This is a genomic window from Pyruvatibacter mobilis (assembly GCF_012848855.1).
Taxonomy (GTDB): domain Bacteria; phylum Pseudomonadota; class Alphaproteobacteria; order CGMCC-115125; family CGMCC-115125; genus Pyruvatibacter; species Pyruvatibacter mobilis.
In genome coordinates, this window is record NZ_CP051630.1 from 3095636 (window position 1) to 3117397 (window position 21762).

Below are 21762 nucleotides of genomic sequence, written 5' to 3' on the forward strand. Positions count from 1 at the left end.
GAGGGAGAGGTCGGTGCGTCAGCACCGGGTGAGGGGGATGGGCCTCCCCGCGATGGCGCCGCCAGAAGTTAGACACCAATGCTGCCGCCCCCTCACCCTCCCACGCGCTGACGCGCGCGGGCCCCTCCCTCTCCCGCGAGGGGAGAGGGAAATTTAATCCGCCCTCCCTCCGGCTTGACCGGAGGGTCTCGTGCATACGGCCTGAGCTTCCGCGTTCCCGACGCCCTCAGGCGTCCTCGAACTCTCCCTGCCGCAAGGTGCGGCGGGCGCGGGTGATGTGGTGGTCCTTGATGTGACTGCCGACGATGGCGATGGCGGTGGTCAGCACCGTGGCGTCATCGGTGAAGCCGAGGGCCGCGATCACATCGGGGATGAGATCCGTCGGCACGATGAAGTAGGTGATCGCGGCAAACAGCGTGGCGCGCACGCGCATCGGCGTGCCGGGGTCGATGGCGCAGTAATAGGCGGCGGTCACGTCCTCAGCGAAAGGGATCTTGCCGGCCACGCGCGCGAGCTTGCGCCAGAACCCGCGCCGCGCCACGCGCTCATTGCGCGCGGCAATGGCGGGCAGCTGGATCTTCGGGTCCTCGATCAGCGCAATGGCGTCGCTGTCCGGGGACATGCCTGTCTCTGGGCCGGTCATGGCTCATGCTCCCGGTTGTTTCCGGTCCGCCGCGATGGGCGGCACTATCTGGGAAAATGCGCAAAAGGGCGCGCCGGTTCCCTGAAAGATGGGCCTGCGCGCGGGCAGGCGCAAGCGGGCCCCGCGTGGCTGCCCAATATTCCCCTACGTCAAAACCGTGCCGATTTTGGGGCGGGCCCGGAAGGCCCCAAACCCCTATCGCAACTGGTTTTCTTCATGGTACACCCGCGCCCAATCGCAGTCCTGACGATCAATCTCAACATACAATCGGGAGGCTTTGATCCATGAAGCTTGATAGTTCCATTTCCGCCGTCATCACCGGCGGTGCGTCCGGTCTCGGCGAAGCCACGGCGCGTGCCCTGGCCGCTGAAGGCGTCAAGGTCGGCATCTTCGACCTGAATGCCGAAAAGGGTGAAGCCCTTGCCAAGGAACTCGGCGGCGTGTTCGCCCAGTGCAACGTGACCGACGAAGCCGGCGTCGACGCAGCTTTCGCCACGTCGCGCGAGGCCATCGGCCAGGAGCGCATCCTGGTGAACTGCGCCGGCATCGGCAACGCCATCAAGACCGCCGGCCGCGACAAGGAAACCGGTGAGATCAAGCCGTTCCCGACCGACAAGTTCGACCTGATCATCCAAATCAACCTGGTCGGCACCTTCCGCTGCATCGCCAAGTCAGCTGCCGGCATGATGTCGCTGGACCCGCTGCCGGACGGTGACCGCGGCGCGATCATCAACACGGCGTCCGTTGCGGCCCAGGACGGCCAGATCGGCCAGGCTGCCTATTCCGCCTCCAAGGCCGGTGTTGTCGGCATGACCCTGCCGATTGCCCGCGACCTGTCGCGCGAAGCCATCCGCATCAACACGATCCTGCCGGGCATCTTCAACACCCCGCTGCTGCAGGGTGCGCCTGAAAAGGTGAAGCAGGCCCTCGGCGCGCAGGTGCCGTTCCCGGCCCGCCTCGGTGAGCCGGCCGAATATGCGCATCTTGCCAAGACCATGATCGAGAACGGCTACTTCAACGGTGAAGCCGTCCGTCTCGACGGCGCTATCCGCATGGCGCCGCGGTAAGCGTGGGTCTTGCCATGTGATGCCGCGGTAAGCGCGGGCCATATGGCACTGCTGTAAGCCGTACAAAACTGACTATGTAAGAGGGGCGTCCGGCCATGCCGGGCGTCCCTTTTTCATTGCCCCGTCAATTCACGAAAACGTAAGTGCACGGGGCCGCGTTTGCGATTACAAAAACGCGTTAATCAATTGCACCCGGAGGAAACCCCCATGCTCGGATATACCTGTGTCGGCACCAACGACCTGCCCAAGGCCCTGTCCTATTACGAAGCCCTGATGGCCGATCTCGGCCCGAAGATGGTGATGGAAGACGAAGGCCGCATGCGCATCTACAGCAACGGCCAGGGCGGTATGCTGATGGTGACAAAGCCGGCAGACGGCCAGCCCGCTACCGTCGGCAATGGCTGCATGATCGCGCTGCCCGCCGGCAGCCGCGAGGGCGTTGACGCGCTCTACAAGAAGGCCATGGAACTCGGCAGCGCTGATGAAGGCGGTCCCGGCGAGCGGATGCCCGGTTTCTACGGCGCCTATTTCCGTGACCTCGACGGCAACAAGATCTGCGCCTTCCACATGGGCTGAGCCGCAAGGCGCCGGAAACGCGAAACGAGAAAGGCCGCCCCATGGGGCGGCCTTTTTCTTTGCGGCCCGTCTCCGGGCGGATCGAGGCGGCGTTACTCGGCGGCCAGCGGCACGGGCAGGGCGCCCGGTGCGCCGCCGCCCTGGCGCTCGGCCAGCTTGGCGCGCATGCGTTCGAGCACGCTGGCGGCCATGAACAGCTCTTCCTTGGAAAAGCCCTCGCCCAGCTGCTCGGCCAGTTCGCCGAGGCTTGCATTCATGCGGGAATAGGCGTCCAGCCCCTTGGGCGTGGCTTCGATGAGCTGCGAGCGCTTGTGGGCCGGGTTGGGCACGAAGCGGATCAGCCCCTCGGCCACCATCTCGTTGGCCAGTTTCTGGATGTGCTGGCGGGAGACGGGGCGGGCGCGGGCCAGCTGCGGCACGGTCTGCGGGCCCTGGGTGATGACGGAATTGAGCATGCCCCATGTGCCGCCGCGCTGGGCGTTGACGGCACCAATTTCCTGGCCTTCGGCCTGCAGGCGGAAATAGAGCCAGGGCACGCAGTTCATCACGGCCAGCGACAGGTCACGGCGTCCCAGATTGCGGGCGGGGGTGACGGCCTTAACAAGTTTCTTGGCGCCCTTGCCTGCTTTCTTCTTGCCGCCGTCTTCCTTCGCCACGGGCGCCCTCCTGCTGATGCGTCGTCAATTCAAGAGCGCGGACTCTAAACCTTGGCCGCTGCGTCTTGAAGGGGGTAAAACAGTCCTTATATGACAAATCAGTTGTCAATCAGCGTGACGATGGGAGAGGACGCGATGAGCAAGGCGGGCATTGGAGGACAGATGGGGACCGGTGGTGGGATGGCATCTCACCTGCCGATGATCGACAAGAATGCTGCTAATACCGAGGCTGAGGCAGAGCGTGAAACCGGATCGCAATTCGGCCATCCGCGCGGGCTTATGGGCCGTCTCGCGCTCACGGCCATGGCCTGGAAGAACGGGGCCTATAACAGCGCCGCCCGGCAGGCGCTGGCGCTTGCGCCGGGAGAGCGGGTGCTGGAGATCGGCTGCGGGCCGGGGGTGTCGCTGCGCCGGGTGGCGCGGATCGTGGGCCGCACGGGCCGGGTGGCCGGGGTGGATGTGTCCCGGGCGGCGGTGCGCATGGCGCGGCACAAGCTGCACTGGATGATCGCCCGCAACCGCGCCGAGGTGGCACAGGCCAGTGCCGAGAGCCTGCCCTTTCCAGCTGACGCGTTCGACAAGGTGTATGCGGTCAACAGCTTCCAGTTCTGGCCGGAGCCGCAGCGGGCGCTCGTGGAGATCGCCCGGGTGCTTGCGCCCGGCGGCCACCTCGTCATCGTCCAGCGGTCGGCGGGGCCGGACACCACCAGCAATTTTGCCGGTGCCCAGGGCGGCTGGGACCGGGTGGAGCGGGCGGTCGAGGCTGCCAAACAGGCAGGCTTTGCCGTGGTGGATGTCACCCAGGAGCCCGCCGGCAAGCTCGTCGCGGCCATCGCGATCTTTGAAAAGCCGCGGCTCGGCCAGGCCTGACGGTCATGGAGGACTAGGCGGCCTGAGCGTCAGGCGGCGTAGTCTTCCATGGCGCGGGCGAGGTCGATGTCCTTCTGGCTCAGCCCGTCCGCGTCGTGGGTGGTGAGGGTCACATCCACCTTGTTATAGACGTTGAACCATTCCGGGTGGTGATCCATCACCTCGGCCTTCAGCGCCACGCGGGTCATGAAGGCAAAGGCCTGGGAAAAATCCTTGAAGGTGAAGACCTTGCGGATGGCGTCGCGGCCCTCCACCTCGTCCCAGCCGGTAAGGGTGGCAAGTGCCTCCGTGCGGGCGGTGCCCTCAAGCCGTGCGGTCATGGTCTGTCTCCCTGACGATATCGGTTGAAGGTGATGTGCATGCGCTTTCGTGCCGGGTCAAGGCGGGGCATCATCCCCGCATGACCATCCATACCGACGCGCTTTCCAACTGGCAGGGCCGCCGCGCGCCCTCACTCGATGACATCACGCAGATCGCGCAGGCGGCGCTGGCCGATCTGCCGGAGCCGTTCGCGGGCCTCACCCGCGACGTGGTGGTGCGGGTGGAGGATTTCCCCGATCAGGACGTGATGACCGAGATGGGGCTTGAAACGCCGTTCGACATTCTCGGGCTTTATTCCGGCAGCATGACCCCCTATCGCGAGACGGGCGACATGGGCGGCACGGTCAACATGGTGTTTCTTTACCGGCGGCCCCTGCTCGACTATTGGGCCGAATATGACGAGACCCTCGGCCACCTCGTGCGCCATGTGCTGATCCACGAGATCGGTCACCATATGGGCCTCAGTGACGAGGCCATGCACGCCCTTGAGGAGCAGACGGACTGACAGGCCACTTCAGGCGGCTGTGCGGGTCAGCCTGTAGGTTTCTTCCAGGTGATAGATCGAGCCCGTATGGCTCAGCTCGCTCGAATACAGCCCGAAGCTGTCCACCCGGAAGGGGGCCGCGCGATAGAGGTTATGCTCTTCCACAAAGCGCTGCACCTTGGCCGGGTCCGCATTGCGCAAGCGGGCGAGGGTGACGTGGGGGGAGAAGTTGCGCTTGTCCGGCGCCAGGCCGATCTGTTGGAAGGCGCGCTCGATCTTCTTTTGCAGGTGCAGCAGGGCATCGTGGGGTTCGACCCCCGCCCAGATGGAGCGCGGCTTGCCGTTGCCGAACACCCCGCAGCCTCTGATCTGCATGTCGAAGGGGCGGGCGGAAATCGTGCTCAGCGCCGAGGCGGCATCCTCGGCCACGGTTGGCTGCACCTCGCCGATGAAGCGCAGGGTGACGTGAAAATTTTCCGAGGGCACCCAGCGCGCGCCGGGCACGCCGCCGCCCAGCATCGCAAGATCGATGCAGGTGGCATGCGGCAGTCCGATGGCGACAAACAGCCTGAGCATGGGCCAAGCAGTATCTGACTCGGTGCTGTGCTGAAAGCGGTTTGGGGTGGTGTCTGCCTGGTTCCCGCTTTCCCTCCGGCCTGACCGGAGGGTCTGGTGGCGGGGGACCGGTGGCGGGGGATGGGCGCGGTTGCCGCGGGCGCTGTCCCCGTCACCCGGCGCTGGCGCGCCGACCTCTCCCCGGCGGGGAGAGGTGACTTTTTGCGCGGTCTCTTACGGGCAGGGGTTCGGCTGCTCCAGGTGGGCGGCCTCGATCTCCTTCAGCAGCTCCTCGCTCATCTCCAGATCCACGCTGTCGATGTCGGTCTTGAGCTGCTCCATCGTTGTGGCGCCGATGATGTTCGACGTCACAAAGGGGCGCTGGGTTACATATTGCAGCGCCATCTGCGAGGGGTCGATGCCGTGCTTCTCGGCGATCTTGAAGTAGCTTTCCATGGCGCGGTCAGCGGCCGGCGTTTCATAGCGCTGCAGCCGGTTGAACAGCTTCTTGCGCGAGCCTTCCGGGTTGGCGCCGTTGCGGTACTTGCCGGTGAGGTAGCCCTGGGCCAGCGGCGAATAGGCCAGAAGCCCCACCTTCTCGCGGTGGGCGATTTCAGAGCCGCCAAGCTCGAAGGTGCGGTTGATCAGGTTATAGGCGTTCTGGATCGACTGCATGCGCGGCAGGCCGCGCGCTTCGGCAATCTGCAAGAATTTCATCGTGCCCCAGGGCGTCTCGTTGGAGAGGCCCACATGGCGCACCTTGCCCGCCTTCACCAGCTTGCCGAGGGTATCGAGGATCTCTTCCAGCGGCGTGTGGTCGCCGTCGATGTGCTTGTAGCCCAGCCCGCCGAACAGATTGATGGGGCGGTCCGGCCAGTGCAGCTGGTAGAGGTCGATATAATCCGTCTGCAGACGTTTCAGCGACTTGTCGACGGCTTCCTCGATCTGGGCGGCGGTGTGGTTGGTATAGCCGCCGTCATTGCGCAGCCAGTCGAAGTTGGACCGCCCGGCCACCTTGGTGGCGAGGATGATCTTGTCGCGGTTCTTCCGTTCCTTGAACCAGGTGCCGATGATCTGTTCGGTCGAGCCCTGCGTCTCCTTGCGCGGCGGCACGGCGTACATTTCCGCCGTATCGAAGAAGTTGATGCCGCGCTCCACGGCATAATCCATCTGCTCGTGGCCCTCGGCCTCGGTGTTCTGTTCGCCCCAGGTCATGGTCCCCAGGCAGATCGACGAGACCTTGATGTCGGTTGTGCCCAGCGGGCGATAGTCCATAGCCATGCGTTGCTCCCTTGAAGTGCGATCTTGTCTATTCGGTTGTGCGTGAAGGCGTCCGGGCCCGCCTTTGGCGGGCGGCGCTGGTGTGATGTTGCGGTCAAACGAAGCGCGCCTCCCCCCAAGATGCGGCGCGCGTCAGGAAAGATGTCGGGTCAGGAAGAGGTGTCCTTGCGCGCATGCTCGACAAGCTGGACGGCATAGGGGGTGATCGCCTCCACGATCACCTGCACACCGTCCGCATTGGGATGGATGCCGTCCGGCTGGTTGAGCGCAGCGTCGGCGGCCACGCCTTCCAGGAAGAAGGGATAGAATAGCACGCCGTAGCGGCTCGCAAGGTCGGGATAGATGGCGGCGAATTCCGCGCCATACTCCTCGCCGAGATTGGGCGGTGCCAGCATGCCGGTCAGCAGCACCGGCAGGTCGCGGGCCGCCAGCGCCTCCAGAATGGCGGTCAGGTTGTTGCGGGTCTGCTGCGGGTCGAAGCCGCGCAGGGCATCGTTGGAGCCAAGCTCGACGATCACCGCGTCCACGTCGTCATCGATCGACCAGTCCAGCCGCGCCAGGCCGCCGGCGGAGGTGTCACCGGAAACCCCGGCATTTTCCACCTCAACGTCCAGCCCCTTGGCCTCAAGCGCGGCCTGCAGCTGAGGCACGAAGCCTTCCGCCTGCTCAAGGCCATAGCCCGCCGTGAGGCTGGTGCCGAGCGCCACCACCTTGACCTTGCCGTCCTCCGCGCGGGCGGGCGCTGCGAGTGAAAAGGCCAGCAAAGCTGCCGCCGCGAGAAGCGCTGCCAGGGGCTGCATGATCTGGGCGGGCATGAGGCGCGTATTCTTCAGCATTGATCCTCGCATGTGGATGCATTGGTCAGCGATTATGACACGCTGCTAGATGAGTGGCGCATGAATATGACCGAAGGTTGTATAACCCGGCCAAGCCGCCATATGCCATATACCGACGCTGGACCTGGGGTCTTGTTGCATATGGGCAAGCCAGCCTTAGACATCCAGCGCGGGCCCCAGAAAAATCCGGAAGGTTCTCCGTGACCCATCCTGCCGCCTCGACTGCCGCCGCTTCGCCGATCATCTCGCTTCAGGATGTGCATCTCACTTTGCCGAGTTCGGCAGGCCCCGTGCACATCCTGCGCGGCATCGGGCTTGATGTGGCGCCGGGGCGCGCTGCGGGCCTTGTCGGCCCGTCCGGTTCCGGCAAATCCACGCTTTTGATGGTGCTGGCGGGGCTCGAGAAGCCGACTTCCGGCTCGATCCGGGTGGCGGAGCGCGAGCTCACCACCATGAATGAAGACGAGTTGGCCCTGTTCCGGCGCGACAATGTGGGGATCGTGTTCCAGTCCTTCCATCTGGTGCCGACCATGACGGCGCTTGAAAACGTCGCCATCCCGCTTGAGTTTGCGGGCCGCGCGGACGCGTTCGATGTGGCGGCCGAAGAGCTCAAGGCCGTGGGGCTGGCCCACCGGCTTGACCATTATCCCGGCCAGCTGTCCGGCGGTGAGCAGCAGCGCGTGGCATTGGCCCGCGCCGTGGCGCCGGACCCGGCGATCCTTCTGGCGGATGAGCCCACCGGCAATCTCGATGGCACGACGGGTGAAGCGATCATCGACCTGATGTTCGACCTGCATTCGCGCCGCGACACCACGCTGGTGCTGATCACCCATGACATGCAGCTTGCCGAGATGTGCGACGACGTCGTGCATCTCCGCGACGGGCAGGTGGAGACGACGCGGGCCGGTGTGCGTGCGGGCGGGGTGGCAGACGCTGCCGTGCTGGAGGGGCAGGCGTGAGCGATATAGCCGAACCCTCCTCATCCGCGCTGTCGGGCTCGATCCGCCGCAATGGCGCTGGCCGCATGCCGCTGCCGTGGAAGATCGCGGCGCGGGAGCTGCGCGGCGGCCTCAAGGGCTTCCGGATCTTTCTTGCCTGCCTGACGCTTGGCGTTGCGGCCATTGCCTCTGTCGGCTCGGTTTCCTCGGCGCTGATGCGCGGGCTTGCCGAAGAAGGGCAGAGCATTCTGGGCGGCGATGTCGGCTTCGAGCTGGTGCATCGCGAGACCGATGCGGCAGAGCGGGCCTGGCTTGACCAGGTCGTGGCGCGCGGCGGTGAACTGTCGAAGACCGCGGACATGCGGGCCATGGGCCGCGCCGTCAAGAATGACAGCCGCACGCTTGTCGAGCTCAAGGCCGTGGACAAGGCCTATCCGCTCTACGGCGAAGTGGCGCTAGCCTCCGGCGCGCCGCTTGACCGGGCGCTGGCCCAGGATTCAAGTGGCCGCTTCGGCGCAGTGGTGGAACCGGTCCTTCTGGAACGTCTCGGCCTTGAAGCAGGTGACGCGCTCAAAGTCGGTACACAGACGTTTGAAATCCGCTCGGCCATCGACAATGAGCCGGACCGGGTGGCCGGCGGTTTTGCCATCGGCCCGCGGGTGATGATCTCCGAGGAGGCTCTGGCCACCACGGGGCTTGTCACGATCGGCAGTCTTGTTGATTACGAGTACCGGCTGAAGCTGCCCCCGGGTGAGCAGAGCAATGAAGCCGTTGCGCAGTTTGTGACGGACACCAAGGAGGCGCTCCCGGAAAGCGGCTGGCGCATCCGTGACCGCTCAAACTCAGCGCCCGGCCTGCGCCGCACCGTCGGGCAGGTGGCCCTGTTCCTGACGCTGGTGGGCCTCACAGCGCTGATCGTCGGGGGTGTGGGCGTCGGCAATGCCATCAAGAGCTACATCGATAAAAAGCGTGAAGTGATTGCCACCTTCAAATGCCTCGGCGCGCCGGGCGGGCTGATCTTCCAGATCTATTTCCTGCAGGTGATGGCCATTGCGCTTGTGGGTGTCGCGTTCGGCCTTGCCATCGGGGCGGTTGTGCCGGTGATCGCGCAAGCGACCCTGGCTGATCTTCTGCCGGTGCCGACGGTGTTTTCGATCTATCCCGGCGCGCTCATTCTGGCGGCGATCTATGGTGTGGTCACCGCGGTGGCCTTTGCCGTGTGGCCGCTGGCGCGGGCGCGGGACATTCCCGCCGCAGGCCTGTTCCGCGACATCGTGGCCCCGTCGCGCAAATGGCCGCGGCCCTTCTATGTGGCGCTCACCGCCGGCGCGCTCGGCGTCCTTGCGGTGCTGGCGGTTGCGCTCACCGAAGACTATCAGCGGCTGTTCGCTGTCTGGTTCCTGGTGGGCACGGCTGCAAGCTTCGGTGTCCTGCTGCTGGCGGCTGATCTCATGATGTGGGTCGCCAAGAAGGCGGGCCGCCCGAAGCAGCCGTCCTTGCGCATTGCGCTGGCCAATCTCTACCGGCCCGGTGCGCCGACAAGTTCGGTGGTGCTGTCCCTCGGCCTCGGGCTGACATTGCTTGTCACCATCTCGCTGATCGACGGCAACATCACCCGCCAGGTCGCCACGCAATTGCCGGACCGCGCGCCCTCCTTCTTCTTCGTCGACATGCAGAAGGCGCAGCTTGAACCGTTCAACGCCATTCTCGACGACACTGACGGCATCGTCAGCGTCAATCAGGTGCCGATGATCCGAGGGCCGATTGTTGCAGTGAACGGCGTGCGCGCCGGCGACGTGGAAGCAACGCCTGACACCCGCTGGGCGCTGCGCGGTGACCGCGGCTTCACCTATTCAGCGGCGCTGCCGCAGGGCTCGGAGCTTGTGCGCGGGGAGTGGTGGCCGGAAGACTATCAGGGTCCGCCGCTTGTCTCGTTCTCGCGCGAGCTTGCCGAGGGCTGGAACGTCGGCATCGGTGATACGCTGACCATCGACGTGCTGGGCCGCGAGATCACTGCCGAGATCGCGTCGCTGCGCGACATCACCTGGCAGTCCGGCGGCATCAATTTCATTCTCGTCTTCTCCCCCGGCGTGCTCGACAACGCCCCGCAGACGGTGCTCTCCACCGTCACCATGGAAGAAGCGGGCGAGTTGGAGCTTCAACGCCGGGTCACCGATGCCTTCCCCAACGTCACGTCGATCCGCGTCAAGGAGGCGATCAGTTCGGTGTCGTCCCTGCTCGAGGACCTGGTGCTGGCCGTGCGTGCCACGAGCGTCGTGACGATTGTTGCCGGCATTCTGGTGCTGGCGGGGGCAATGGCGGCGGGCCACCGGCACAGGGTTTATGACTCGGTGGTGCTCAAGGTGCTGGGGGCCACACGCGCCCGGGTGCTTGGCGCCTATGCGCTTGAATATGCGCTGCTCGGCTTCGGCACGGCGCTGATCGCCGCCGGGGCGGGCACGCTGGCGGCCTATCTCGTCATCACCCAGGTGATGCAGGCCGAGTGGCTGTTCCTGCCCGGCACGCTGGCCGTGACGGTGGTCGGCGCGACGGTCATCACCATGGGCTTCGGCCTCGTCGGCACCTGGTCCGCCCTCAGCCGCAAGGCCGCGCCAATCCTGCGGTCGGAATAACAGTCAGCGCTGCGGCGGGATCGAGTAGGTCACCTGGGCGTGGGCCACCATGTCCGTGTCGCCCTGGCTGGTGAGGGCCACGTCGCCGATGGCAAGGCGCGAGCCGAGTTTCAGGAGGCGGCAGGTGGCCACCAGCGGGCGCGGTTCGGGCTTGCGCATGAAATTGATATTGAGGTTGGTGGTGACAGCAAGCGCCACCGGGCCGATGCGCGACAGGACGGCGGCATACATGGCGGTGTCCGCCAGCCCCATCATGGTGGGCCCGGACAATGTGCCGCCCGGCCGCAGCTGGCTGTCGCTATAGGGCAGTTCCACCACCACGCCGTCGCCCGTGGTGGCGATGACGCGGGAGCCATGCTCCTCGGTCCATTGGGGAAATTCCCGCTGCAGGAACGCGTTGAGGGAATCCACATCCATTTTAAGTGTTTGAATATTCGACATATTTACCTTTTGGGCACGCACCGGCAGCCTTGAACAGGCCGCAATTCCGAACGATATTACGGGTCGGTATTCCGTTTCCCTTTGAGAGGATCAACAACTCCATGGCTGACTACGACAGCGAAGTCCTTCGTGGCCGTAGCCCTGCGCAGGCGCGTGGCGCAGATATCGACGCCGGCCTGCGCAGCTACATGCTGCGTGTTTATAACTACATGGCCGGTGGTTTGGCGATCACGGGCGTCATCGCCTATTTCGCCTACACCATGGCCGTTGTGCAGACCCCGCAGGGTCTTGCCCTGTCCGGTTTCGGTCAGTTCCTGTTCGCCAGCCCGTTCAAGTGGCTGGTGATGCTGGCCCCGCTGGCGATCGTCTTCTTCCTGAGCTTCCGGGTCCACAAGATGAGCGTGCCGGCGGCACAGGCCACCTTCTGGGGCTATGCGGCGCTGATGGGCCTGTCCATGGCGTCCATCTTCCTGGTGTTCACCGGTGCCAGCATCTTCCAGGTGTTCCTGATCACCGCCGCCTCCTTCGGTGCGCTGAGCCTGTGGGGCTACACCACTTCCAAGGATATCTCCGGCTGGGGCTCGTTTCTGTTCATGGGCCTGATCGGCGTCATCCTGGCCTCGGTGGTGAACATCTTCCTGGGTTCGGGCGCCCTGCAGTTCGCCATCTCGGTCATCGGTGTGCTCGTGTTTGCCGGTCTCACCGCCTACGACACGCAGCAGATCAAAGAGATGTATGACGTCAATGATGACGGCACGGTCGCCGGCCGCAAGGCCATCATGGGCGCCCTGCGGCTCTATCTCGACTTCATCAACCTCTTCATCATGCTGCTGCAGCTGTTCGGCTCGCGCGAATAGGCCAAGCCGACTACCCGCAAAGCAAAGCCCCCGGCGGATGGGTCCGCCGGGGGCTTTTTTCGTGTCCCGATCAGATGTGGGCGGGCCCGGGTCAGGCGGCCTGCACATCCTTGAGGAAGCTTTCGATCTCCCCGCGCAGGCCGGTGGTTTCCCCGGCAAGGTCGCCGGAAAGGGAGCGCACCTGGGCTGCGGACTGGGAAGTCTCGCCGGTCAGCGTGTTGAGCTCGCCGATGGACTGGCTGGCCTCCGAGGCGCCGCCGGCCACCTGCTGGGCCTTGGTGGAAATCTCGTTGGTGGCCGCGCTCTGCTCCTCGACGGCGCTGGCGACGATCGAGGTATATTCGGCAATGCTCTCGATGGTCGTGGTGATGCCGTTGATGGCGTCCACGGCGGACCCCGTGGAGGTCTGGATGCTGGCGATCTGGCCGGTGATCTCCTCGGTGGCCTTGGCGGTCTGCGTTGCCAGGGCTTTCACTTCCGAGGCAACCACCGCAAAGCCCTTGCCGGCGTCCCCGGCGCGGGCGGCCTCGATGGTGGCGTTGAGGGCCAGCAGATTGGTCTGCTCGGCGATGTCCTGAATGAGCGTCACCACGCTGCCCACCTTCTCGGCGGCGGCGGCAAGCTCTGCCACCGTGGCGCTGGCATGGCCGGCCTTGGAGCGGGCCTCGGTCGACATCTCGCCGGTCTTCTGGATCTCGCGGCTGATTTCGGCGATAGCGCTCGATAGCTCTTCGGATGCGGCCGCCACGGCGTTGACGTTGGTGGAGGCGTCATCCACCGCGCGGGTGGCCGACGCGGCCTGGGTGCTTGAGGTTTCCGCTGACTGGGACAGGATGTCCGCCGTGTCGTTGAGCTGCGTCGCGGCAGCGGACATGGAAGCCATGCTGCGGTTCATCGCGGCATCGAAATTGGCGATCAGCTGGTCGATGCGCTGGGCGCGTGCCTCTTCGGCGGCCCGGGCTGCGGCCTGTTCCTCTTCCAGCTTCTCGCGGGCAATGGCGTTTTCCTTGAACACCAGAAGCGCGCGGGCGATCTCGCCGGTCTCGTCCTTGTTGGCGGTCGCAGGCACGTCCACGGCGGTGTCGCCCTTGGCGAGGGCGTTGATGGCCGTGGTAAGGCGCGCCAGCGGCACGGTGATGGTGCGGGCGATGACAACCCCCAGCAGGGTGGCGCCGGCCAGCACGGCGATGCCCGTGATGACGAACAGCAGGCGGGTGTCGCTGCGCGCATCCTTGAGGGCGGCTTCCGCCTTGGCGGTGCCGTCGGCAGCAATCTGGAAGGTGGCGTCGAAGTCGTCATTCATGGCGCTGAAGATGTCGCTGAGGACTGAAATCTCGGTCTGTAGCACCAGCCACTGACTGGCCCAGCTCTTGAAGTCGGCCTGGTAGGTATCCATCAGGCGCGAGACATCGCGCTTGTAGCCCGGGTCAAGCTCGGCTGCGGCCAGCAGCGCGTCGAATTCCGTCCGGCGGGTGTCGATCCGGCCGATATATTTTTCGGCCCCGCGCAGCATGAAGTCCTTCTCGTGGCGCCGCATCATCAGCATCTTCACGGTCAGGGCGTCGAGTTCGGCCTCTGCCAGGCGCTTTTCAACCGCATGGACGGCCGCGCGCAGATTGCCCTGAAGACCGCTTTTCTCATCGAGACCGATTTCCTGCTGCAGCGCCACCACAGTGGCAAACTTCTCGCGGTGGGCCCGGATGCCCGCGGTCAGGCGGTCGAGGGCCGCGGCCTCTTCCTGGGTGGTCGGCATGGCCTTCATGGCGTCGAGGCGGCCGAGCACGCGGTCAACGGCACCGTCATATTTCTCCGCATAGGCCATGTCCCGGCGCATCAGGAAGTCCTTCTCGCGCCGGCGCATTTCCAGGGCTCCGATTTCCACTTCCTTGGCAAGCGCTGCCTTCTCCGCGAAGACGGACTGGCGGGCGGAGGCATCCCCGACGCGCAAATCCCCCACCAGGAAGGCCGCGGAGAGCACAAGCGCTGCGGCCACGGCAAGGCCGGTCAGCACGAAGATGCGGGTGGAGATGCGGAGATCACGCAGGAAAGCGAGAGGGGCCTGCAGAGCATGTGCCATTGGATCAATCCCGGTTGCGGTTGCAGGCTCGCGCCGGGTCGTCCGGTCCCATGGTGGGAATGCAAGCCTTAACAGCCAATCAGTTCAACTTCCGGTAGATTGGCCTGCACGCAGTAAACTTTGATTTAATCGCGGATCGAATTTGTATGCGCTGCATCATGGCAGTCATGCACGGGGTGCGGATCGGCAGGGTGGCCCGGCTGCTGTCTCGCTGCTTGCCAGCACCCCGACAACCCGCCTATCAGCGATGTCATGGATGCACTTGGCGGCCTGTTCATCATCTTCGTGATCGCGCGTCTCTTCGGCGAGGGGGCGGAGCGCTGCCGTCAGCCTGCCGAAGTGGGTGAGCTGGTGGCCGGCGTACTGATCGGCCTGGGGGCCGCTTATCTGGCAACGCACGGGCTCAGCCCGCATGGCTTGTGGGCGCTCGAGGGACCGCTGATCGAGCTGGTGGCGCAGGCGGGCATTTTCTTCCTGCTGCTGGCAGCGGGCATCGACATGCAGCCGCGCAGCCTGATGCGGAATGGCCGGGCGGGTCTTGGCATCGCGCTGGGCGGCGCCTTGGTGCCCCTGGCGGCCGGTATCTGGCTGGGCTGGGCCTTCCTGCCCGATACACCGGAGCGGCCGGTGCAGGCAGCGTTGGTCGGTGTCGCCTTGGCGATCACGGCGATCCCCACGACGGTCCGCGTGCTGTCGGAGCTTGGACTGCTCGGCACCCGGCTGGGCCAGGCCATGGTGGCCGCGGCGATCTTCGATGATGTGATAGGCCTTGTCCTGCTGGCCTTGCTGACGGCTCTCATAGAAACCGGCTCCATGCCGGGACTTGCGGACAGTCTGCTGATGGTTGCCAAGGCTGCCGCCTTCTTCGTGGTGACAGGGCTCCTGGGTGCCCATGTCTATCCGCGTATCTCCCGCAAGCTGCATGTGCTGCAGATCGCCTCAGCCGAACTGGCGATCCTGATGGCGGTGGCCATGGGCTATGGGGTGCTGGCCGAGCTTCTGGGCATGCACTGGATCATCGGTGTGTTCATGGCCGGGCTCTTCTTCGAGCCGGAACGGGTCGGGGCCAAGGCCTATAATGAGATGAAACTGATCATCGGCGGACTGACGGCGGGCTTCGCGGGCCCGGTGTTCTTTGCTTCCATCGGCCTTGCGGTGGATCTCACCGCCGTCACCCATGCACCGCTGTTCCTTGCGGCTCTCATCGGCCTTGCCATGGCTGGCAAGATGGCGGGCTGCGGTGTGCCGGCCCTGGCGCTCGGCTTCCGCCCGCGCGAGGCCGTGGCCATCGGGGCGGGCATGTCGTCGCGCGGGGCGGTGGAGCTGGTGGTGATCTCGATTGCCGTCGAGCGCGGGCTGTTTGCCTCGGCGTCGGATGATCCCATGGTGGCGGCGCTGCCTTCGGCGCTGATCCTGATGGCGATCGTCACCACCCTGGCGGCACCGCTGGCGATGAGCCTGCTGCTCAGGCGGTCGCCGCAGGGGCGCTAGAGCTCGGAGACGAGCGAAATCTGCTTCGGTTCCAGCACCTTCAGCACCTGTTTCAGCTCATGGCCGCGCTTCAGGATCATCCCCGAGGCGGCGATCACGGCATAGGCGCCCTGGCGGTTGCGCAGCTTGGGGCGCTTCTCGATGCGGTAGAGCGGCATTTCGCTTGCCCGGCGATATACCTCGAACACAGCCATGTCCTTGGCGCCGCTCATGGCGTAGTCCCGCCAGTCACCGGCGGCCACGCGGCGGCCATAGACGTTGAGAAGGGCGTCGAGTTCGCGCCGGTCCCAGAAGACCTGCTTCGGCGCCTTCGGACCCGTGCCTCCGGATGCGCCTCCGGACGTGCTGCCCGACGCGCCCCCGGACCCCGCGGGGACGATGGAGAGATGTTGTGCTGTGCTCATCATGAGCATTGTCAGGGGCAAAGGGGCAGGGCGCAAGGGCCCATGGCCGGGCGTCGATAACCAAGCGGCCGGGCGCTGTGTGGCAAGGCTGCCTTGCCGGTCACGGGCCCGTGTCCCGGGATCATGAAATTGCCCTAATTCAGCCGTTGGCGTGCCCAAAAGCCCACCCATATTTCAACTGTCGCAAGGCGGCGAAGGGTCCACCGGCCTCTCCGGTTCCCCCAGCCCCCCAGCCCCCTCCGGGGATGCCACAGGCCCGCACAGCCGCCGCAGCGACCCCCCGCATTGTTCCCGCGTATCCAGCAGGGTCCTTGCGGGGGCCCTTTTTGCGGTGCCGGGCAGGATCCTCCTCCGATGCTCCGGCGCATGATGGTCCCGGTTTCCCCCCAAACCTCCGGGATCAGACGGTCCATCCCCCCGGACCGGCCCCTCGCGCGGGAGCCCTTCTCACACGGAAGGCGTGTCCGCCCGGCACCGCCATTTTCTCCCCCCGCCGGCATAAGCTTTCCGCGCGTCCAACGCGCGGGAGGCCTGTCCATGCGCGTGCCATGGTTTCGGCGTGTTTCTTTCCGAAAAGTCACTTGCGCCTGCCCCTTCACATTTCTATCCACAAGGGTAAGTACTAGCAGCGCCGCTGGCGGGCCCAAGAGGCTGGCAGCAGGCCGTTGCATAAAGCGCGACCGGAGCGCGACAAGAGCGCATCGCCGCTGAGGCGCGCGGATTGGGAGAGAACGTGACCGGCATGAGTTCGGCAGCACCGATGATTGAAATCAGTGGACTGACCAAACGGTTCGGCCCCTTCGTCGCCGTCAACAATGTGAGCTTCAGCGTGCCCAAGGGGCAGGTGCTGGGCTTTCTGGGCCCCAACGGCGCAGGCAAATCCACCAGCATGAAGATGATCACCGGCTTTCTGGCGATGACCGCCGGTCGGGTGAGTGTCTGCGGCCACGACGTGGAGACCGACACCATGGCGGCGCAGAAGCGCATGGGCTATCTGCCCGAGGGCGCGCCGGCCTATGGCGAGATGACGCCGATCGATTTCCTGCGCTTCGTTGCCGAGATCCGCGGCCTGCGTGGCGCTGATGCCGCCGCAGCTGTCGGTCTTGCGGTGGCGCGCACCACCCTCGGCCCGGTGCTCGACCAGCCGATCGATACCCTGTCCAAGGGCTTCAAGCGGCGCGTCGGCCTGGCACAGGCGATCCTGCATGATCCGGACGTGCTCATCATGGATGAGCCGACCGACGGTCTCGACCCCAACCAGAAACACCAGGTCCGCCTGCTCATCCAGGAGATGGCGCGGGACAAGGCGATCATCATCTCCACCCACATCCTTGAGGAAGTGGAAGCCGTGTGCGACCGCGCGCTCATCATCGACCGCGGGCGCATTGTTGCTGACGGCACCCCGGCTGAGCTGATGGGCCGGTCGCGCTGGCATGACGCTGTCACCCTGTCTGTCGCCTTTGCGTCACCGGCTGATGCGGATGCGGCGGAAACCGCCCTGCGCGGCCTTGCCGGGACGGCCAGTGTCGAGCGGCGGGACGCGGATGCGGGCCTTGTGGACTTCACCGTCTTCGCCGCCGCCCGCACGGACCAGTCCACAGCGCCGCTGGCGGAGCAGGTGGCAGTGCTCGCGCAGGAGAAGGGCTGGACGGTCAAGGCGCTCTATGCCGAAAAGGGCCGGCTGGATGAAGTCTTCCGTATGCTGACGCATTCCGACGCGCCCGACGCACCGGCAGGTGACGTTGCGGCCCCCCGCCAGGAGATCAGCGCATGACCCAGATGTTCGCCATCTTCAAGCGCGAGCTTGCGTCGTTCTTCGCCACGCCCCTGGCCTTCGTCTTCATCGTCATCTTCCTGCTGGCGACCGGGGCGTTCACCTTCTATCTCGGCCAGTGGTACGAGGCGGGCGAGGCGTCCCTGCGCGGCTTCTTCGGTTTCCACCCGTGGCTATACCTGTTTTTGATCCCGGCGATCTCCATGCGCATGTGGGCCGAGGAGCGCAAGTCCGGCACCATGGAACTGCTGCTGACCCTGCCGGCGCCGTTCTGGGCCAGCGTCGTGGGCAAGTATCTGGCTGCCTGGGCATTCGCGGCCATTGCGCTGGGGCTCACCTTCCCGATCTGGATCACCGTCAACTATCTCGGCGACCCGGATAACGGCGTCATCATCGCGTCCTATGTGGGCAGCCTGTTCATGGCGGGCGGCTATCTCGCCATCGGAGCCTGCATGTCGGCGGTCACCACCAACCAGGTCATCGCCTTCGTGCTGTCGGTCGTCGTGTGCTTCCTGTTCACGCTGTCCGGCCTGCCGCTGGTTCTGGATTTCTTCGCCGGCTGGGTGCCGCAGGTGGTGCTCAACACCATCGCGTCGTTCAGCTTCGTCACCCATTTCGACGCCATCATGGATGGGGTGATCGATCTGCGGGACGTGATCTATTTCGCCTCGCTCATCGCCGTGTGGCTGGTGGCAACAGGCATTGTCATTGATCTCAAGCGGGCGGGGTAAGGCATCATGAGCACGCCAGAGAAAAACCGCCCCGCCATCAGCCGGGCCGTCTTCGCCATCAGCGTCCTGGTGCTGAGCGCCATTCTGTTCGTCGCGCTCAATACCTTCTCCAATGTCAGCCTGCAGAATGCGCGGCTGGACCTGACCGAGCGCAGCCTGTTCACCCTGTCGGACGGCACCCGAAACATCGTCGCCAATCTGCGCGAGCCGGTGACTCTGCGGTTCTATTATTCCGAAGACGTGGTGACCGAGATCCCGTCGCTGCGCGCCCATGCCCAGCGCGTCCGCGATATGCTGGGCGAAATCGCCTCCGTCTCCGACGGCATGGTGCGGATCGAGGAAATCAATCCGGAAGCCTTCTCCGTCGAGGAAGACAAGGCGAGTGATGCGGGCCTCACCGGTGTGCCGCTGCGCACCGGCGACAAGGTGTTTCTCGGCATAATCGGCACCAACAGCGTTGACGGGCGGGAGGTCATCTCCTTCGTCGCGCCGGAGCGGGCAACCTATCTGGAATATGATCTGGCGCGGCTGATCTTCTCGCTCGCCAATCCTGAAAAGCCGAAGCTGGGCGTCGTTTCCAACCTGCCGCTTGATACAGGGGCGGGCGGGCTGCTGCTCGCCATGGAGGGCCGGTCCGAGCCCTTCATGATCTATCAGGAGCTGCAGGCATCTTTCATCGTCGAATTCCTTGAACAGGATTTCGACCGGGTGCCGAACGAAATCAAGGTGCTGGCGCTGGTGCATCCCAAGGAGCTCAGCCCGCAGACACTCTATGCCATCGACCAGTTCGTGATGCGCGGCGGCCGGGTGATTGCCTTCCTCGACCCGCATTCCGAAGTGAGCCTCACCGCCGGTCCCGCGGGCAAGCCCGTGCAGGGGTACACGGAAGCCTCCAACCTGCCGGTCCTGATGGAGAGCTGGGGCGTCGAGATGGTGCCCACCGACGTGCTGGCCGACCGGCTGCGGGCGCAGCGTGTGGCCGCCGGTGCCCGCCAGCGCCGTCAGTTGACGGATTATGTGTTGTGGCAGCGGCTGGTGCCGGAGGATTTCGACCAGGACGACCCGATCACAGCGCCGCTTGATGCGCTGCATATCGGCTCGGCGGGCATTCTGCGGCCGACCGAAGGGGCGAGCACCACGTTCACGCCCATCGTGCAATCCTCGCCTGAATCCATGATCCTCGATCTTGAGCGCGTGAAGGCGGCCCCGTCGCCGGATGATCTGCTGCGGTCGTTCGAGTCCGCCGATCAGCGCTTCACGGTGGCCGCCCGCCTGTCGGGCCCGGTCACATCGGCCTTCCCGGAAGGCCGTCCGTTGGCCGATGACGAGGAGGAAGCGCCCATCGAGCTTCAGTCTTCGGCCCATCTGACCGAGAGCATCGAGGACGCTAATATCGTTGTCTTCGCTGACAGCGATCTGTTCGATGACCGGTTCTGGGTGCAGGTGCAGGCCTTCCTGGGTGACCGGATCGCCGTCCCAACCGCCGACAACGCGGCCTTCGTGGTGAACGCGGTCGAAAACCTGATGGGCTCCAACGATCTCATCTCCCTGCGCGGGCGTGAACCGGCGGACCGGCCCTTCACCGTGGTGGAGGACATCCGCCGCGACGCGGAAGCCAAATTCCTCGCCGAGGAGCAGCGCCTGCAGCAGCGTATCGAGGAGACCGAAGCCCGGCTCGCCGAATTGCGGGCCGAACTGCCCGACGGCTCAAGTGCGTCTGCGCTTCTGACGGATGCGCAGGAGAGCGAAATGCAGAGCCTGCAGCGGGAACTGGCGGAGGGCCGCCGGGCCCTGCGTGACGTGCAGGGCGACCTGCGCCGCGACGTGGATGCGCTGGGCGCGCGCCTGGCCTTCATAAACATGGCCCTGGTGCCGATTCTGGTGGGGCTGGTCTGGGCGGGCCTCGGCTGGACGCGCCGCAAGCGCCGTCGGGCACGGGCGGAAGCCGCCGGCCGCGCCATTGTCACATCCAATTCTTCGACCGGGGGAGCAGAGTAATGCGGGAAGCCTTGTTGCGGCCGGGCCATGCGCGCACCCTGGCCATGCTGGCGGTGGTGACGGTGCTGATGGTCGCCATGGCGGCCTTCGCCGTCTCCATGCAGCGGCGCGCGGTGACGAGTGATTTCGAACCTCGCCCGGTGTTCCCGGAGCTTGCCGAAAGGGCAAATCAGGCCCAGCGGGTTGTGATCCGCAGCCGCAAGGAAACCGTCACCGTCGAGCGTGACGCGACGGACCCTGCCCTGTGGCGGGTGACGGAGAAGGGCGGCCACCCGGTCAAGCCGCAGCTTGTGAAGCGGACCGTGGTGGGTCTTGCCGACCTTGAACTCATCGAGGCCCGCACCGCTCAGCCGGAATGGCACAAGCACATCAACCTCACGGACCCGGACGACAAGGGCACCGGCGTGCGCATCACTGTCTACGGGGCGGACGATATCGTGCTGGCCTCGCTGATTGCGGGCAAGCTCGAAGGCTCAGCGGATATCGACGGCAGCGGCACCATCTATGTGCGGCGCACCGGCGAGGACCAGACCTATGTGGCGCGCGGCTCCTTCAACCTGGAACAGAACCCCGCAGCCTGGCTCGACACCGGCATTCTCACCCTGGCAAAAGGCCACGTGCACCATGTGGAGGTCACGCCTGCGGAGGGCGAGGCCTATGTGGTGGAGCTTGATGGTGAGCCGGATCTTGCGGCCACACCCGGCCCGGCCTACCGCATCCGCGGTCTCGATGAGGGTCTGGAGCCTGTCACCGACTATGCCATCAACGGCATCGGCAACGCGCTTGTCGGGCTGAGCTTCATCGATGTAGTGCCAGCGGAAGACAGAACGCTGGAGGCTCCGGTCACGAGCCGCTTTGTCACCGGCGACGGGCTGGTGATCACGGCTGAGGCCGAGAAGCAGGACAAGCTCTATTACGCCCGCTTCCGTGCCGATACGACGGCCGAAGCGTCAGAGGCGGTCAAGGCGGAAGCAGAGGCGCTTGACGCGCGGCTTGGGGCCTTCGTCTATGCGCTGCCCACCGCCAAGGGCGCGGACCTTACCCGGGCGCTCGATACGCTGGTGCAGCCGCGCGAGGAAGGCGCGGTTGATCTTGAGGCCGTGGCAGACCCGGCTGAGTAAGCCGGTCT

Annotated in this window: 21 protein-coding genes; 12 read left to right on the forward strand and 9 right to left on the reverse strand. The window is 65.4% G+C overall.

Translation table 11 applies throughout. The features are described 5' to 3' along the window. Positions 1 to 226 precede the first annotated feature (226 nt). The gene (locus HG718_RS14470; protein ID WP_160586340.1) at positions 227 to 643 is read right to left on the reverse strand and encodes a YkvA family protein; all 417 of its coding nucleotides are present in this window, start codon (positions 641 to 643) and stop codon (positions 227 to 229) included. Positions 644 to 927: 284 nt separating this feature from the next. Between HG718_RS14470 and HG718_RS14475 the strand changes: the two genes are divergently transcribed. Together HG718_RS14475 and HG718_RS14480 are read left to right on the forward strand one after the other, a co-directional pair. Then, complete coding sequence (locus HG718_RS14475; protein ID WP_027839571.1) at positions 928 to 1710, forward strand: SDR family NAD(P)-dependent oxidoreductase; 783 nt, start codon at positions 928 to 930, stop codon at positions 1708 to 1710. Positions 1711 to 1917: 207 nt separating this feature from the next. Next, complete coding sequence (locus HG718_RS14480) at positions 1918 to 2286, forward strand: VOC family protein (RefSeq protein WP_027839572.1); 369 nt, start codon at positions 1918 to 1920, stop codon at positions 2284 to 2286. A 92-nt stretch (positions 2287 to 2378) separates the two neighbouring features. Here the strand turns inward: HG718_RS14480 and HG718_RS14485 are convergent, their stop codons facing one another. Then, entirely contained in the window at positions 2379 to 2942 is a 564-nt protein-coding gene (locus HG718_RS14485) for a MarR family winged helix-turn-helix transcriptional regulator (protein WP_160586341.1), read from the reverse strand. A gap of 180 nt (positions 2943 to 3122) precedes the next feature. Between HG718_RS14485 and HG718_RS14490 the strand changes: the two genes are divergently transcribed. After that, a complete protein-coding gene (locus tag HG718_RS14490) occupies positions 3123 to 3812 on the forward strand; it encodes a class I SAM-dependent methyltransferase (protein ID WP_160586342.1) in 690 nt (229 codons plus the stop codon). A 29-nt stretch (positions 3813 to 3841) separates the two neighbouring features. On the opposite strand, the gene HG718_RS14495 is transcribed toward HG718_RS14490, so the two are convergent. Next, on the reverse strand, positions 3842 to 4153 hold the full coding sequence (locus HG718_RS14495; protein ID WP_280521618.1) for a 4a-hydroxytetrahydrobiopterin dehydratase: 312 nt from the start codon (positions 4151 to 4153) through the stop codon (positions 3842 to 3844). Positions 4154 to 4212: 59 nt separating this feature from the next. On the opposite strand from HG718_RS14495, the gene HG718_RS14500 reads away from it, so the two are divergent. Further along, entirely contained in the window at positions 4213 to 4638 is a 426-nt protein-coding gene (locus HG718_RS14500; RefSeq protein ID WP_160586344.1) for a metallopeptidase family protein, read from the forward strand. A gap of 9 nt (positions 4639 to 4647) precedes the next feature. Here HG718_RS14500 and thpR read toward each other — a convergent pair whose 3' ends face one another. The 3 genes from thpR to HG718_RS14515 all read right to left on the reverse strand — a co-directional run bounded on the left by thpR (position 4648) and on the right by HG718_RS14515 (position 7289). Further along, positions 4648 to 5193: an RNA 2',3'-cyclic phosphodiesterase gene (gene thpR / locus HG718_RS14505; protein WP_160586345.1), complete on the reverse strand. Its 546-nt coding sequence runs from the start codon at positions 5191 to 5193 to the stop codon at positions 4648 to 4650. 213 nt (positions 5194 to 5406) lie between these two features. Then, complete coding sequence (locus HG718_RS14510) at positions 5407 to 6447, reverse strand: NADP(H)-dependent aldo-keto reductase (protein WP_027839576.1); 1041 nt, start codon at positions 6445 to 6447, stop codon at positions 5407 to 5409. 155 nt (positions 6448 to 6602) lie between these two features. Continuing rightward, positions 6603 to 7289, reverse strand: a complete 687-nt coding sequence (locus HG718_RS14515; RefSeq protein WP_373868276.1) for an arylesterase — start codon at positions 7287 to 7289, stop codon at positions 6603 to 6605. A gap of 200 nt (positions 7290 to 7489) precedes the next feature. Here HG718_RS14515 and HG718_RS14520 point away from each other — a divergent pair, with 200 nt between their 5' ends. Further along, on the forward strand, positions 7490 to 8248 hold the full coding sequence (locus HG718_RS14520; protein ID WP_244624763.1) for an ABC transporter ATP-binding protein: 759 nt from the start codon (positions 7490 to 7492) through the stop codon (positions 8246 to 8248). After that, positions 8245 to 10860, forward strand: coding sequence for an ABC transporter permease (locus tag HG718_RS14525; protein ID WP_244624764.1), 2616 nt, complete (start codon positions 8245 to 8247; stop codon positions 10858 to 10860). The genes HG718_RS14520 and HG718_RS14525 overlap by 4 nt, the downstream gene beginning before the upstream one ends. A gap of 3 nt (positions 10861 to 10863) precedes the next feature. On the opposite strand, the gene HG718_RS14530 is transcribed toward HG718_RS14525, so the two are convergent. After that, a complete protein-coding gene (locus HG718_RS14530) occupies positions 10864 to 11301 on the reverse strand; it encodes a PaaI family thioesterase (RefSeq protein WP_160586346.1) in 438 nt (145 codons plus the stop codon). A gap of 101 nt (positions 11302 to 11402) precedes the next feature. On the opposite strand from HG718_RS14530, the gene HG718_RS14535 reads away from it, so the two are divergent. Further along, positions 11403 to 12158, forward strand: a complete 756-nt coding sequence (locus HG718_RS14535) for a Bax inhibitor-1/YccA family protein (RefSeq protein WP_160586347.1) — start codon at positions 11403 to 11405, stop codon at positions 12156 to 12158. A gap of 91 nt (positions 12159 to 12249) precedes the next feature. Here the strand turns inward: HG718_RS14535 and HG718_RS14540 are convergent, their stop codons facing one another. After that, entirely contained in the window at positions 12250 to 14235 is a 1986-nt protein-coding gene (locus tag HG718_RS14540; RefSeq protein WP_160586348.1) for a methyl-accepting chemotaxis protein, read from the reverse strand. A 252-nt stretch (positions 14236 to 14487) separates the two neighbouring features. Here HG718_RS14540 and HG718_RS14545 point away from each other — a divergent pair, with 252 nt between their 5' ends. Further along, complete coding sequence (locus tag HG718_RS14545; protein ID WP_160586349.1) at positions 14488 to 15726, forward strand: cation:proton antiporter; 1239 nt, start codon at positions 14488 to 14490, stop codon at positions 15724 to 15726. On the opposite strand, the gene HG718_RS14550 is transcribed toward HG718_RS14545, so the two are convergent. Continuing rightward, entirely contained in the window at positions 15723 to 16130 is a 408-nt protein-coding gene (locus HG718_RS14550) for a DUF2794 domain-containing protein (protein WP_160586350.1), read from the reverse strand. The genes HG718_RS14545 and HG718_RS14550 overlap by 4 nt on opposite strands. A gap of 742 nt (positions 16131 to 16872) precedes the next feature. On the opposite strand from HG718_RS14550, the gene HG718_RS14555 reads away from it, so the two are divergent. The 4 genes from HG718_RS14555 to HG718_RS14570 are packed head-to-tail and all read left to right on the forward strand — an operon-like array spanning position 16873 to position 21754. Further along, positions 16873 to 17904 carry an ATP-binding cassette domain-containing protein gene (locus HG718_RS14555; protein WP_244617560.1) on the forward strand — a complete coding sequence of 344 codons (1032 nt, stop codon included), beginning with the start codon at positions 16873 to 16875 and terminating at the stop codon, positions 17902 to 17904. After that, on the forward strand, positions 17901 to 18635 hold the full coding sequence (locus HG718_RS14560) for an ABC transporter permease (RefSeq protein ID WP_027839583.1): 735 nt from the start codon (positions 17901 to 17903) through the stop codon (positions 18633 to 18635). The genes HG718_RS14555 and HG718_RS14560 overlap by 4 nt, the downstream gene beginning before the upstream one ends. Positions 18636 to 18641: 6 nt before the next feature. Next, positions 18642 to 20633: a Gldg family protein gene (locus tag HG718_RS14565; protein ID WP_160586351.1), complete on the forward strand. Its 1992-nt coding sequence runs from the start codon at positions 18642 to 18644 to the stop codon at positions 20631 to 20633. Further along, positions 20633 to 21754 carry a DUF4340 domain-containing protein gene (locus HG718_RS14570; RefSeq protein ID WP_160586352.1) on the forward strand — a complete coding sequence of 374 codons (1122 nt, stop codon included), beginning with the start codon at positions 20633 to 20635 and terminating at the stop codon, positions 21752 to 21754. Before HG718_RS14565 ends, HG718_RS14570 begins: the two co-directional genes overlap by 1 nt. Positions 21755 to 21762: the final 8 nt, after the last annotated feature.

Coding starts and splice junctions, on each gene's coding strand:
- HG718_RS14470 (WP_160586340.1), bottom strand. CDS start 643: ATGACCGGCCCAGAGACAGGCATGTCCCCGGACAGCGACGCCATTGCG.
- HG718_RS14475 (WP_027839571.1), top strand. CDS start 928: ATGAAGCTTGATAGTTCCATTTCCGCCGTCATCACCGGCGGTGCGTCC.
- HG718_RS14480 (WP_027839572.1), top strand. CDS start 1,918: ATGCTCGGATATACCTGTGTCGGCACCAACGACCTGCCCAAGGCCCTG.
- HG718_RS14490 (WP_160586342.1), top strand. CDS start 3,123: ATGGCATCTCACCTGCCGATGATCGACAAGAATGCTGCTAATACCGAG.
- HG718_RS14500 (WP_160586344.1), top strand. CDS start 4,213: ATGACCATCCATACCGACGCGCTTTCCAACTGGCAGGGCCGCCGCGCG.
- thpR (WP_160586345.1), bottom strand. CDS start 5,193: ATGCTCAGGCTGTTTGTCGCCATCGGACTGCCGCATGCCACCTGCATC.
- HG718_RS14510 (WP_027839576.1), bottom strand. CDS start 6,447: ATGGACTATCGCCCGCTGGGCACAACCGACATCAAGGTCTCGTCGATC.
- HG718_RS14515 (WP_373868276.1), bottom strand. CDS start 7,289: ATGCTGAAGAATACGCGCCTCATGCCCGCCCAGATCATGCAGCCCCTG.
- HG718_RS14530 (WP_160586346.1), bottom strand. CDS start 11,301: ATGTCGAATATTCAAACACTTAAAATGGATGTGGATTCCCTCAACGCG.
- HG718_RS14535 (WP_160586347.1), top strand. CDS start 11,403: ATGGCTGACTACGACAGCGAAGTCCTTCGTGGCCGTAGCCCTGCGCAG.
- HG718_RS14540 (WP_160586348.1), bottom strand. CDS start 14,235: ATGGCACATGCTCTGCAGGCCCCTCTCGCTTTCCTGCGTGATCTCCGC.
- HG718_RS14545 (WP_160586349.1), top strand. CDS start 14,488: ATGGATGCACTTGGCGGCCTGTTCATCATCTTCGTGATCGCGCGTCTC.
- HG718_RS14550 (WP_160586350.1), bottom strand. CDS start 16,130: ATGAGCACAGCACAACATCTCTCCATCGTCCCCGCGGGGTCCGGGGGC.
- HG718_RS14555 (WP_244617560.1), top strand. CDS start 16,873: ATGAGTTCGGCAGCACCGATGATTGAAATCAGTGGACTGACCAAACGG.
- HG718_RS14560 (WP_027839583.1), top strand. CDS start 17,901: ATGACCCAGATGTTCGCCATCTTCAAGCGCGAGCTTGCGTCGTTCTTC.
- HG718_RS14565 (WP_160586351.1), top strand. CDS start 18,642: ATGAGCACGCCAGAGAAAAACCGCCCCGCCATCAGCCGGGCCGTCTTC.
- HG718_RS14570 (WP_160586352.1), top strand. CDS start 20,633: ATGCGGGAAGCCTTGTTGCGGCCGGGCCATGCGCGCACCCTGGCCATG.